The organism is Massilia haematophila, assembly GCF_042647645.1.
GTDB classification, from domain to species: domain Bacteria; phylum Pseudomonadota; class Gammaproteobacteria; order Burkholderiales; family Burkholderiaceae_D; genus Telluria; species Telluria haematophila.
The window spans coordinates 4,908,170-4,919,892 of sequence record NZ_JBHRVV010000001.1 but is presented as its reverse complement, the minus strand read 5'-3'; the positions used below and the strand labels follow the sequence as shown (position 1 = coordinate 4,919,892).

General features: G+C 66.0%; 10 protein-coding genes and 1 tRNA gene. 5 read left to right on the top strand and 6 right to left on the bottom strand.

Annotation, left to right across the window (positions count from 1 at the left end; translation table 11 throughout):
* Positions 1-21: 21 nt before the first annotated feature.
* The 3 genes from ACFOPH_RS21810 to ACFOPH_RS21800 form a co-directional block, all read right to left on the bottom strand.
* Positions 22-609, bottom strand: a complete 588-nt coding sequence (locus ACFOPH_RS21810) for a TerD family protein (RefSeq protein ID WP_379737218.1) — start codon at positions 607-609, stop codon at positions 22-24.
* A 74-nt stretch (positions 610-683) separates the two neighbouring features.
* Positions 684-1,811, bottom strand: coding sequence for a toxic anion resistance protein (locus tag ACFOPH_RS21805; protein ID WP_379737217.1), 1,128 nt, complete (start codon positions 1,809-1,811; stop codon positions 684-686).
* Between the two features lie 94 nt (positions 1,812-1,905).
* Positions 1,906-2,445: a DUF2058 domain-containing protein gene (locus tag ACFOPH_RS21800; protein ID WP_312549893.1), complete on the bottom strand. Its 540-nt coding sequence runs from the start codon at positions 2,443-2,445 to the stop codon at positions 1,906-1,908.
* A 254-nt stretch (positions 2,446-2,699) separates the two neighbouring features.
* Between ACFOPH_RS21800 and ACFOPH_RS21795 the strand changes: the two genes are divergently transcribed.
* Both ACFOPH_RS21795 and uvsE read left to right on the top strand, forming a co-directional pair.
* Positions 2,700-5,003: a putative bifunctional diguanylate cyclase/phosphodiesterase gene (locus ACFOPH_RS21795; protein ID WP_379737216.1), complete on the top strand. Its 2,304-nt coding sequence runs from the start codon at positions 2,700-2,702 to the stop codon at positions 5,001-5,003.
* A 102-nt stretch (positions 5,004-5,105) separates the two neighbouring features.
* The gene (gene uvsE / locus ACFOPH_RS21790; protein WP_379737215.1) at positions 5,106-6,005 is read left to right on the top strand and encodes a UV DNA damage repair endonuclease UvsE; all 900 of its coding nucleotides are present in this window, start codon (positions 5,106-5,108) and stop codon (positions 6,003-6,005) included.
* 12 nt (positions 6,006-6,017) lie between these two features.
* On the opposite strand, the gene ACFOPH_RS21785 is transcribed toward uvsE, so the two are convergent.
* On the bottom strand, positions 6,018-6,878 hold the full coding sequence (locus tag ACFOPH_RS21785) for a class I SAM-dependent methyltransferase (RefSeq protein WP_379737214.1): 861 nt from the start codon (positions 6,876-6,878) through the stop codon (positions 6,018-6,020).
* A 108-nt stretch (positions 6,879-6,986) separates the two neighbouring features.
* Here ACFOPH_RS21785 and ACFOPH_RS21780 point away from each other — a divergent pair, with 108 nt between their 5' ends.
* Positions 6,987-7,979 (top strand): AraC family transcriptional regulator, encoded by a 993-nt coding sequence (locus ACFOPH_RS21780; protein ID WP_379737212.1) that lies wholly within the window; start codon positions 6,987-6,989, stop codon positions 7,977-7,979.
* A gap of 61 nt (positions 7,980-8,040) precedes the next feature.
* A tRNA-Phe gene (locus tag ACFOPH_RS21775) sits at positions 8,041-8,116 on the top strand.
* Between the two features lie 78 nt (positions 8,117-8,194).
* Here ACFOPH_RS21775 and ACFOPH_RS21770 read toward each other — a convergent pair.
* Together ACFOPH_RS21770 and ACFOPH_RS21765 are read right to left on the bottom strand one after the other, a co-directional pair.
* Positions 8,195-9,334: a glutathione-independent formaldehyde dehydrogenase gene (locus ACFOPH_RS21770; RefSeq protein ID WP_379737211.1), complete on the bottom strand. Its 1,140-nt coding sequence runs from the start codon at positions 9,332-9,334 to the stop codon at positions 8,195-8,197.
* A 425-nt stretch (positions 9,335-9,759) separates the two neighbouring features.
* Positions 9,760-10,644 carry a helix-turn-helix domain-containing protein gene (locus tag ACFOPH_RS21765; protein ID WP_379737210.1) on the bottom strand — a complete coding sequence of 295 codons (885 nt, stop codon included), beginning with the start codon at positions 10,642-10,644 and terminating at the stop codon, positions 9,760-9,762.
* A 199-nt stretch (positions 10,645-10,843) separates the two neighbouring features.
* Between ACFOPH_RS21765 and ACFOPH_RS21760 the strand changes: the two genes are divergently transcribed.
* Positions 10,844-11,716: a fumarylacetoacetate hydrolase family protein gene (locus ACFOPH_RS21760; protein WP_379737209.1), complete on the top strand. Its 873-nt coding sequence runs from the start codon at positions 10,844-10,846 to the stop codon at positions 11,714-11,716.
* Positions 11,717-11,723: the final 7 nt, after the last annotated feature.

The window sequence follows — 11,723 nt, the reverse complement described above, 5'->3', positions numbered from 1 at the left end:
GTCGGAGGCGGAAACGGCCGCTCAGACGGTGCCGCCGAGCTTGCGGATGAAGGTCGCCAGGTTCAGCTTGAAGCCGGCGCCGACGGCATGGAAGCGCCATTCGCCATCCCTGCGGTACAGCGAGCCGAACTGCAGCGCGGTCTTGTCCGAGTAGTCTTCGGTCAGGTCGTATTGCGCGATCACGTCGCCGGTCTCGTCGTTGTAGACCTTGACGTAGGCGCCGCTGACGCGGCCGAAGTTCTGCTTGCGCGTCTCGGCGTCGTGGATGGTGACCACGATCGGCATCTCCATCACCGCCGGGTCGACTTTTGCCAGGTCGACGGTGATGACTTCGTCGTCGCCATCCCTGTCGCCGGTGCGGTTGTCGCCGGAGTGCACCACCGCGCCGTCCGGCGAGGTGGTGTGGTGGTAGTAGACGAAGTGGGCGTTGCTGATCATGACCGGATTGTCTTCCGCGTCCTTGCGGCACAGGAACACCGAGGAGTCGAGGTCGAAGGCATGGCCATCGGCCGCATTCACCTTCCAGCCGAGGCCGATACGCACGCGCTTCAGGCCGGGCGCCGATTTTTCGAGGTTGATACGGTGGCCGGTTTCGAGCATCGTCGACATGGATCTTCCTTCTATCGTGAAAATGTTGTTGTCATGGAAAGGCTGAATTGCCCATCCGCGGATCGATGACCCGCTCAGATCGGCCCCGGCGCCCCGGTCACCGAGAAGCGCGCGATCAGTTCGCGCTCCAGTTCCTGCAGCTTCGGCAGCTCGTCCTTGCGGCGCTGCTGGCCTTCGTTCGAGATCTGCTCGAGCTTGTCGAAGGCGGTCATCAGCTGCGTTTGCACGTGCTGCGCGGTTTCCAGGCTGACCAGGGAACGCTGCTTGGCGCGCGCCACGGTCTCGGTATTTTCCAGCAGCATGTCGGCTTGGGTGCGGAAGGCGGCGTCGGTCGCATCGTAGGCGGCGTTGGCGACCGCCGCGCTCTGCTTGGCTTCCAGCTGCAGCAGGTAGAGCGAGAACACGTTGCGCCAGGCCGGGATCGAGACGTTCACGATGTCGGTGAAGGTATCGGTCAGCGCGCGCGCATTGTCCTGCGACAGGCGGATCTGCGGCACCATTTGCGTGGCCATCAGCATCGCGCGCTTCAGGTCGTCGATGCGCTTTTCCAGGCGCTCCAGACGACGCTTCAGCTCGGTCGCCTGCTGGGCCTCGAAGGCGTTGGTCGGCGCGGCCTGCTGCGCCAGCGCCAGCCGCAGCCGCTCGGCCCAGGCCTCGCCCTTCTTCACGTCGGCGTCCAGGCCCTGGTAATACGCTTCCAGGCCCTTGTACATCGCGTTGAAATCCTGGATGCGCCCGCGGTGCACGTTCGCATGGCGCGTCATCTCCGCCACCAGGGTGTCCATGCGCGATTCGACCACCTGGTACTGCGACAGCATCTTTTCCTTGACCGAGCCGAACATGCCGGTGATGCGCGAGACCAGGCCGCCGGAACGCAGCTTGGCCGGATCGAGGCCCTTGGCGGTGGCGATCAGTTCGTTCAGCTGGGCGCCGAACACGTCGGCATCCGAGGCGCGCACCGTGCCCAGCAGCTTGGCCGACACCTTGGCCACGCCCGCGCCGGTGGAGCCGCCCAGGGCCTCGATCGCCTTGTCGTCGATGCCGGAGATATCGACGCGCACCGGCGCCGGCGCGCTCGCTTGCGGCTGCAAGGCGGGCAGCGCGCCCGGTGCGGCGGCGGGATCGAGCAGGGGCGGAAACGCAGGGGCCGGCGGCGTCGACGTTGCCTTGGCTTCCTCTTCGGCGGAGAACAGCGGTTTCATGACGATCCCTCAGGTTTGGTATAGGAATAACGGTAGCTTACCACCGGTCAATCCGGACGAGCGAGCATCCTTCGCCGCCGCGCCCGGCGCCGGCTTACCACATCAGGTCGTCGGGAATCTTGTAGGCCGCGTAAGGGTCGTCCGGATCCTCCTCGGCCGCCTTCCTGACCTGCACCACCAGCGAGGCGTCGCGCTCGGCGATCTTGTCGGCGATCACGCGCGGCACCAGTTCGGTGGCTTCGCCCAGGCGCACGATCACCAGGCGGCCGGCCATCAGGTGTTCCTGCACCTTGGGCGAGACGTGGATGCGCTCGATCTTGCCGTTATAGGTGAAGTTGTAGGCGATCTCGTCCTTGCCCTTGCCCTTCTCCTGGCGGTTCTGCTGCACCATCTGATTGATCTGGGCCATGATCGCCTTCTGGGTGGCGGCGGCGTCGCGCTGGGCGTTGAGCTCGCGCGCACGTTCGGCCTGCTTGCGCTGCATGTCGGCCGCGGCCAGCTTCGCCTCGTCGACACTCTGGGTGCCGGTGCGGCGCTCGATCTTCTGCTGTTTGCTCTTTTCCTGCTGAACCTGCTTGGCCTTGCCCTTGTTGACCAAGCCCGCCTTCAAAAATTGTTCCTGCAACGATGCCATGTGTGGCGCTCCATCCATTAACTCCCGGCCTGGCCGGTATCGAATGTATAAGCATAGCAAACCCCAGCCCTCTCCTCGCCGCCAGCCCCGCCGACCGTTACATCGCGCACGACGCCCGACACACGGCGCGTCAGTTTCGCAACACCCTTATGCACAATAACTGACAGGCACCGCAAGCCGGGCTAAACTATTTCGCCATAGAAAAAATTTTTGCCTTTTGTCAAGAGGCACTTCTTGCATACCGAAGGCAACCCGTGGCTCCCCTGACCGACATCGCGCACTGGCGCACTCACATCTTTTCGCGCCTGCTCACGATCGTGCTGGTGCTGGGCATCGCCACGGCCGTGCCCAGCATCGTCATCGCCGCGCGCGAAGGCCTGTGGGCGCTGATCGCCATCGACCTGACGGCGATCGCCTGGCTGGCCACCGTCTGGCGCCGGCGCAGCCTGCCGTACAGGACGCGGGTGCTGAACTTCATGGCGATCGTGTTCTTCGTCGCGACCGGCATGATGGTGAATATCGGCCAGGTGGCCCAGCTCTACCTGATCGCGCCGCCGGTCTTCGCCGCGGTGCTGCTGGGGATGCGCCCGGCCATGGCGGCGCTGGCCCTCAGCGCCCTCATCGTCGCCGGGCTCGGCCTGGCCGGCATCGTGAAAGCGGACGTCGCCGGCCTGCCGGCCAACGACCCGCTGTCGGCCCTGCTGGTCGCCCTGAACTTCCTGTTCGTCGGCTCGCTCATCACGATGTCCTGCGCCACCCTGCTGCAGCGGCTCGCCAGATCGCTGAGCGAGCTGCGCCGCTTTGCCGATTCGCTCGAGGAAGGCCAGCATGCGCTGCGGGCTGCGAACGCGGAACTGCGCCTGGTCGCCGCCGCCGTTGCCCAGCTCAACGACAAGGTGATCATTGCGCGCGCCTCGCCCGGCCCGGCCGAGCCGCAGCCGATCATCTTCGCCAACGACGCCTTTGTCCGCCATACCGGTTACCCGCGCGAGCAGCTGATCGGGCGCAGCATGCTCATGTTCGCCGGTCCCGGCACCGACCAGGCGGAACTCGCGCGCATCGCCGCCGCCATGGAAGGACGCCAGGGCGTGTCGGCCGAACTGCAGGTGTATGCGAAATCGGGCAAGCCGTCCTGGATCGAACTCGAGATCAGCCCCTTCCTGGACGAGCAGGGCGTGCACACGCACTGGGTGGTGGTCGGGCGCGACATCGGCGAGCGCAAAAAGGCCGCCAGCGCCATCCACCGCCTGGCCTTCTACGACGTGCTCACCGGCCTGCCGAACCGCCGCCTGCTGCTGGACCGCCTCGAGACGCAACTGGCGCAGGCCCGGGCCGGCGCCGAGGGCGGCGCCCTCCTGTTCATCGACCTCGACCACTTCAAGTACGTCAACGACGCCCGCGGCCACGCCACCGGCGACGCCCTGCTGCGGCAGGCGGCGCAGCGCCTGTCCGGCCTGATGCGCGGCGAGGACATGGTCGCGCGCATCGGCGGCGACGAATTCGTCGTGCTCCTGGCCGGCCTGGGACCGGACGAGGCCACGGTCGCCGCCGCGGCGACGGCGCGCGCCCAGCAGATCCGCGCCGCGCTCGACGAAGACGTCGAGATCGACGGCCACCACTACAACTCCTCGGCCAGCATCGGCGTGGCCCTGCTGCCGCGCCCGGACCAAAGCGTGGAAGACCTGCTGCGCGAGGCCGACACCGCGATGTACCGCGCCAAGTCAGGCGGGCGCAACGGCGTGGCGCTGTTCGAGACCACCATGCGCGCCGAGGTCGAGCAGCGCCTGACGCTGGAACGCGATCTCGGCCTGGCGCTCGAGCGCGGCGAACTGGCGATGCACCTGCAGCTGCAGTTCGATGCCGGCGGCAGCGCGGTCGGCGCCGAGCTGCTGATGCGCTGGCGCCGGGCGGATGGCGCCATGGTGCCGCCGGACGTCTTCATTCCGGTCGCCGAAGCCACCGGCCTCATCGTCCCGCTCGGCGACTGGGCGCTGCGCCAGGCCTGCCTGGCCTGGCAAGCCCTGGATGCGGCCGGCCACGCGATGCCGGTGTCGGTCAACGTCAGCCCCTCGCAGTTCCGCCAGGCCGACTTCATCGGCGCCGTGCGGCGCGTGCTGGCCGAGACCGGCGTGCCGGCCGGACAGCTGATTGTCGAACTGACCGAAGGCCTGGAAGTCGGCAACCGCGACGGCATCATCGCCCGCATGCAGGAGCTGGCCGCGCTCGGCATCCGCTTCTCGATCGACGACTTCGGCACCGGCTACTCGAACCTGGCCTACCTGAAGCGCATGCCGCTCTACGAACTCAAGATCGACAAGAGCTTCACGCGCGACATCCCGGACGATCCGGATGGCGTCGCCATCGTGCGCACCATGCTGTCGATGGCCGCCCACCTGCGCCTGCGCGTGGTGGCCGAAGGCGTCGAGACCGAGATCCAGGCACGCTTCCTGGCCGAGCACGGCGCACCGCACATGCAGGGCTACCTGTTCGCGCGGCCGCTGCCGCTGGCGGAGGTGCTCGCGGTTCTCGAGCACAAAGGCGAACGCCGCGCCGCATAAGACAGGAGGACGGCACGCGCGGCAGGCGCCCGCGGCGCTAACGCGCTCCCGCCTTCGGGGGCGCGGCATATACTGGCCTCGAGCCAACTTCGCGAGCGCACGATGCCCCCTCACCTCGGCCTGGTTTGTATTACCGCTTCGAAAGAGATCCGCTACCGCACCATCACGCGCAAGCGCCTGCTGGAGCAGTCGCTCGACACCCAGCGCAAGCTGCTGGAAGACATCTTTCGCGACAACATCCAGACTTTCGACGCGGCCATGCGCTATTGCCAGCAGGCCGGCATTTCCCTGTACCGCCTGCCCTCCTCGATCTTTCCCTTCGCCGACGAGCCGATCGGGCGCGAGATCCTGGAAACGCTGGCGCCGGCGCTGGCCCGCTCCGGCCAGCGCGCCACGCATGCCGGCATCCGCCTGGTGATGCATCCCGACCAGTTCGTGGTGCTCAGTTCGGATTCGCCGGCGGTGGTCGAGAACAGCGTCAAGATTCTGCAGATGCACGCCGACATCATGGACTTGCTGGCGCAGCCGCGCTCGCCCTGGGCGCTGCTGGAAATCCACGGCGGCAAGGCGAACCGCGCCGACGCCCTGGTGGCCAGCATCGGCCGCCTGCCGGACGCGATCCGCTGCCGCCTCGGCCTGGAAAACGACGAGTATGCCTATGGCGCCGAGGAGATCCACGCGATCTGCCTGCGCGCCGGCGTGCCGATGGTGTTCGACGCCCACCACCACATCGTCCACGACAAGCTCGACAGCTACGAGCACCCGAGCGTGGCCGGGATGCTGGTCAAGGCGCGCGCCACCTGGGCGAATCCTGCCCACCAGCTGGTGCACATTTCGAACGGACGCGAGGGTTTCAACGACCGCCAGCATTCGGACCTGATCGCCACCATGCCCTCGTCGTACGCGCAGGCGCCCTGGATCGAGATCGAGGCGAAATCGAAGGAAGAAGCGATCGCCGGCCTGCGGCCCTGGCTGGGGGCCTTGGGCGTGCAGGCCGGCTAGGGTCGGCCAGACTCAAACGCTGCGCTTGATAATCACGGCTTCCAGATAGTCCGACGGTGCCACCAGCGATGCGCTACCGGCGATGTTATGGCGCTCCAGCAACGCCAGGATGTCCTGCTCGAGCGTGGCCTGGCCCTGGGCGTCGAGGGCATTGAAGGCCTTCTGCACCGGTCCGTAGAAGTCGCGGAACACCTGCAGCCAGTGGGCGGGCGAGGCGTAGCGCATCATGAAGCGGCGCGGCTGGAGGCGCAGCTCGGCCGCATCGCTTCCGAACAGTTGTTCCAGGTAGGCCTGCGTGCCCCACAGGGACGGCGACTTCACGCCGGCCGGCGGCGGCACCAGGCGGCCGATGATCTTGAACAGCTGGCCGATCATGCTCTCAGGCGTCCAGCTCGCCAGGCCGATGCGTCCGCCGGGGCGCACCACGCGCAGCAGCTCGGCGGCGGTGCGGGCATGGTCCGGCGCGAACATCACGCCGAAGGTCGACAGCGCCACGTCGAAGGCGCCGTCGGCAAACGGCAGGTCCTCGGCGTCGGCGACGCGGAAATCGATGTCCAACCCTTCGGCCTCGGCGCGCGCGCGGCCCTTGTCGAGCAGCGCCGGCACGTAGTCGGTCGAGGTGACGCGCGCGAAGCGGCGCGCCGCCGCCAGGGTCGCGTTGCCGTTGCCGGCCGCCACGTCGAGCACGGTTTCGCCGGCGCGGATGTCCGCTGCCTCGGCCAGGTCCTCGCCGACGATCTGCAGGGTGACGCCGACGACGGCGAAGTCGCCGCTGGCCCAGGTCGCCTGCTGGCGCTGCTTGATCGCATTAAAGTCCGGCTGGACCGGCGGCGGAACCTGGGCTGCGGGCTGCGATTGCGTTGATTTGTCCATGGTGGCATCCTCCCATCTTCGAGATTGAAGATGGCCAGTATCGCGCGCCAGCGCGGCCTGCGGCTTGTCCCATCGTCGCCCCCGTTTGCCCGCGCGTCCTAAAATTCGATGCAGACCGATACCCTGTCCGATGTGCTGCGCTCGGTGCGCCTGCGCGGCGCGGTGTTTTACCAGCTCAGCCTGCCCGCCGACTGGTCGGTGGAGGCGCCGCCCCTGCGCGACCTGGGCGGGCTGCTGTTTCCCGACGCCGAGCACGTCATGGAATACCACGTGCTCACGCACGGCGCCGGCTGGGCCTCGGTCGCCGGCCTGGCGCCGGTACGGCTGCTGCCGGGCGACACCATCATCCTGCCGCACGGCGACGGCCACGTGCTCTCGAGCGACCCGGCCCAGCGCCCGGCGCGGATCGACCCGGCCTGGATCGCGGCCACGCGCGACGCCCCCAAGCCGATCCCGATCGTGTTCCACTCGCAATACGAAATCACCTGGGACGAAGCACCGGACAACGCCGAGAACCGGCTCACCTGCGGCTTCCTCAGCTGCGACCGCCACCCATTCAATCCCCTGCTCGACGCCCTGCCGCGCCTGCTGCACCTGCCGGCCAGCGGCGCCAGTGCGCGCACCGACCTGCACGCGCTGGCCGTACGCATGGAAAGAGGCGAACCGGGCGCCGCCGCCCTGCTGGAGCGCGCCAGCGAAACCATGTTCATCGACGCCCTGCGGCGCTACCTCGAGCAGCTGCCCGCCGGCAGCACCGGCTGGCTGGCCGGGCTGCGCGACCCGCAACTGGGCCGGGCGCTGGCGCTGATCCACCGCGCGCCGGCGCGGCCCTGGACCATCGACGACCTGGCGCGCGCCGCCGCCCTGTCGCGCTCGGTGTTCTGCGCCCGCTTCCTGCGCCTGCTCGGCCAGCCGCCGATGCAATACCTGGCGCGCTGGCGCATGGAAGCCGCGGCCGGCCTGCTGCGCGACAGCCGGGCCCCGGTGGCCTCGGTGGCGCTGGAGGTCGGCTATGAGTCGGAAGCCGCCTTTGCGCGCGCCTTCAAGCGCGAGGTCGGCACCTCGCCGGCACGCTGGCGGCGCGAGCACGTTTCGGCATGAGGAAGATTTAACGCAAGAAATTATGGACAGCGCGACGGTTCGTGCTACAATGCGCCGCCTTGGCCTGGTAGCTCAGTTGGTAGAGCAGAGGATTGAAAATCCTTGTGTCGGTGGTTCGATTCCGCCCCGGGCCACCAAGAATTCAGAATAGAAGTGCAAACGACAACGCCGACCTTCGCAGGTCGGCGTTGTCGTTTCAGCGTCCGGAGAGCGCTTTATTTGCCGGGCTTGAGCACCACCTTGGTCCATCCTTCCGCCCGTTTGTCGAACTCTTCATAGCCCTTGGGCGCTTCATCCAGCGCGAGTTCGTGTGAAATGATCTTCGACGGTTTGGCGCGCCCTGCCTGAATCAGCTTGGCAAGGTGGCGATTGTAGGCCTTGACGTTGGCTTGGCCAGTGGCGATGCGTTGCCCCTTGAACCAGAGCTGGCCGAAGTCGAAGGCCAGCTTGCCTTCCTTGGCAAGCTCGTCCTTGGCGCCCGGATCCTCGGGCAGGAAGACGCCTACCACACCGATGCCGCCGGTCGCCTTGACCGACTGCACCAGATTGTTCATGGTGAGGTTCGGCACTTCCTTGCCGTGCCTGTCGCAGCACTGGTAACCGACACATTCACAGCCACAATCGGCGCCCTTGCCATCGGTGAGGTCGAGAATTTGCTGCACGCCGCCCTGCTCGGTATCGTCGATCGCGATCGCGCCCATGTTTTCGGCCAGCTTCAGGCGGTCCTTGTGGGTATCGACCACGAACACGCGGCTCGCGCCCTTCAGGTAGGCCGACATCACCGCCATCAGGCCGACCGGGCCGGCGCCATACACCACGACCGAGTCGCCGGGCCGCATGCCGGCCAGCTCGGTGGCGTGATAACCGGTCGGGAAAATGTCGGACAGCATGACATAATCATTTTCCTTCTCCCGCGCATCGTCCGGCAATACCAGGCAGTTGTAGTCACCGTAGGGGACGCGCAGCAATTCCGCCTGGCCACCGCTGTACGGTCCCATGCCGGCAAAGCCATAGGCGGCACCGGCGGTGCCCGGATTGGCCGTCAGGCAAAAGCCGGACAGGCCGCGCTCGCAGTTCTCGCAAAAGCCGCAGCCGATATTGAATGGCAGGCATACCATGTCACCGACCTTCACCCGGTCGACCGCCTTGCCTACTTCGATCACCTCGCCCATGTTCTCGTGACCAAGGATGCGGCCGCTCTCCATACTGGTGCGGCCTTCGTACATGTGCAGGTCGGAGCCGCAGATATTGGTGGTGGTAATGCGCACCAGGACGTCGGTCGGCTTTTCGATTCTTGCATCCGGAACCTCCTTGATCTGGACATCGCAGGGGCCGTTATAGACAAGTGCTTTCATGAGAATCCTTTCCTCGCAAAAAGTTGTCGGTTGCGGTCAAGCGCCGCAAACCAGGAGGACTACTGTGCGGCGCGAACCTCATTGGCGCAGTGCGCCAGCTAACGGAAACTGGCATACGACGGCCCCATCATTGAAGTCGAGGCTCAGCCGGCGGCCAGAAGATTGAAAATCCTTGTGTCGGTGGTTCGATTCCGCCCCGGGCTACCAAGAACATGCCTCACGAAACGCCAACCCATGCAGGTTGGCGTTTTTGTTTCCGGAACTGGAAATTCTCATGTCCGGCCCATTTCCGGGCTTTCTTCGAGCATCCTGCGCAATGCCTCGCAGCTTGGCGCAAACCGTCAATCAGTCGTCACCGTCGACCAAGCTCGACGGATCTCGATACTTCGCTTACCGCCGGGGGATCTGGCGCTGGCGTAAGGGTTTTAAGCTGCCAGGCCCGTCACTGTCGCCGGTATCGCCCCCACCGCGGCACGCCGGAAGGTGGAGGGCGACACGCCGGTGTGCTCCTTGAAGAAACGGGAGAAATTGCTGGGCGCGGAAAATCCAAGGTCGAGTGCGACCGATGTCAACGATCCGCCCTGGACGATCAGCCGGCGCATTGCCTCTTCCACCCGAACGGCGCTCCAGAAAACCTGCGGACTCGTGTTGAGCTGATCGCGGAACAGCGTAAAGAAATGCGCGCGCGACAGACCGACCTGGTGCGCGATCGCATCGAGTCCGATCTTATCGTGGACATGCTTGCGCATCAGCGTGATCGCGCTACGCAGGCGGTGGTCGAGCAAGGGCGGGAGCAAGCGCCTGGGATCGACCACGGGTCCGCGCGTGGTGGCATCGATGGTGGCGCTGATCAACTGCTCGACCAGGCCATTCAACCCGTCCCCGGGTTCGCGCGCCGACAGGATCAGGTCCAGCACCCGCCAGCAGGCCTGGCGCAAGTCGGCATCGATCGGAATGCGCGATGACGGAAAAACGAAGGGACGGCCGGTCGCCTGCCGCAGTTCATTCAGCCACTTTCGCGAAATCATAAACACCAGGAACACCGCCGGTCCCGTTCCATCCAGCCGCGTCATGTCGTGCGACTGATACGCATTGGTCGCGAGGCCCACGTTTTCGTCGTACCCGACCACCTCGGGGCCAACGTTGGCCTGGGCCCGCGCACCGCCCAGCCAGAACACGATCTGCGACTCGGAGTGCGCGTGCGCGACCAGGTCGGTACACGTTTCCAGCACGATCGCCTGTCCAAACGTTCCTTCGTAGAACGCATACGACTCTGCCATCTTGTCTCCCTTGCCGGCATTGCCGGTCATATTTATATGTAAATTGTAGTCCGGGCAGCGAGGCGATATCCGTCATTCAAAAAGATATCAGACGCATTGATAAGCAGTTGGACCCGCCGATAAGCCCAGCCATGGGTTGATAAGCGCATGTGCCCCTTTGTTCCTAGACTCCTCCCACGGTCAGCGGTCCGAACGTCAATCGGTCCCGGCCGGATACCTGGAGGAATACATGCAAATCGCAACATATCAACTCGATGGACGCCGTTTCGTCGGACTTGTTTCCGACGACCGAGAGCAGGTCACGCCATTCGAGCTTCCCGGGAACGCGGCGACCGAAGGCGCCCTGGCGATCATCAAGCTGCTCGCCGACGGCGGCCCGCTTCCCGCAACCGCCGGGCCGGCAGTGGCGCTCGCCTCGGTCCAGCTGCTGGCGCCGATCCCGGTACCACGCCGCAACGTCTGGTGCGTGGGCCGCAACTATCACGCCCATGCCAAGGAACTGCAAACCTCGGTATTCAAGGACAACGACGCCAATCCCGACGCCTGGCCGATCGTGTTTACCAAGGTGCCCGAATGCGTCGTCGGCCCGTTCGACAAGGTCATGCTGCCGGGCGCCGCGATCTCCGGGCAAATCGATTACGAGGCCGAACTGGCGGTCGTCATCGGCAAAGGCGGCAAGAACATCGCCCGCGCCGACGCCATGGGGCACGTGTTCGGCTACACGGTGGTCAACGACGTCACCGCGCGCGACGTCCAGATGCGCCACCAGCAGTGGGACATGGGCAAGTCGTTCGACACGTTCTGCCCGATGGGGCCGTGGATCGTCACTGCCGACCAGCTCGACGGCACCCGGACCCGCGTGCGTTGCTGGGTCAACGGCGAGCTGCGCCAGGATGGACCGACCGAAAACCTGATCTTCGACATCCCGACCCTGATCGAGACGATTTCGCGCGGCATCACCTTGTACCCGGGTGACGTCATCGCCACCGGCACCCCTGCGGGCGTCGGGCTGGGCATGAAGCCGCCGCGCTTCCTGGCCGCTGGCGACGTGGTGCGGGTCGAGATCGACGGCATCGGTGCCATCGAAAACCAATTCGTTTAAAAGGAAA

What these genes read in the sequence shown, in the direction of transcription:
- ACFOPH_RS21810 (WP_379737218.1), bottom strand. Translation starts at nt 609, where the DNA reads ATGTCGACGATGCTCGAAACCGGCCACCGTATCAACCTCGAAAAATCG.
- ACFOPH_RS21805 (WP_379737217.1), bottom strand. Translation starts at nt 1,811, where the DNA reads ATGAAACCGCTGTTCTCCGCCGAAGAGGAAGCCAAGGCAACGTCGACG.
- ACFOPH_RS21800 (WP_312549893.1), bottom strand. Translation starts at nt 2,445, where the DNA reads ATGGCATCGTTGCAGGAACAATTTTTGAAGGCGGGCTTGGTCAACAAG.
- uvsE (WP_379737215.1), top strand. Translation starts at nt 5,106, where the DNA reads ATGCCCCCTCACCTCGGCCTGGTTTGTATTACCGCTTCGAAAGAGATC.
- ACFOPH_RS21785 (WP_379737214.1), bottom strand. Translation starts at nt 6,878, where the DNA reads ATGGACAAATCAACGCAATCGCAGCCCGCAGCCCAGGTTCCGCCGCCG.
- ACFOPH_RS21780 (WP_379737212.1), top strand. Translation starts at nt 6,987, where the DNA reads ATGCAGACCGATACCCTGTCCGATGTGCTGCGCTCGGTGCGCCTGCGC.
- ACFOPH_RS21770 (WP_379737211.1), bottom strand. Translation starts at nt 9,334, where the DNA reads ATGAAAGCACTTGTCTATAACGGCCCCTGCGATGTCCAGATCAAGGAG.
- ACFOPH_RS21765 (WP_379737210.1), bottom strand. Translation starts at nt 10,644, where the DNA reads ATGACCGGCAATGCCGGCAAGGGAGACAAGATGGCAGAGTCGTATGCG.
- ACFOPH_RS21760 (WP_379737209.1), top strand. Translation starts at nt 10,844, where the DNA reads ATGCAAATCGCAACATATCAACTCGATGGACGCCGTTTCGTCGGACTT.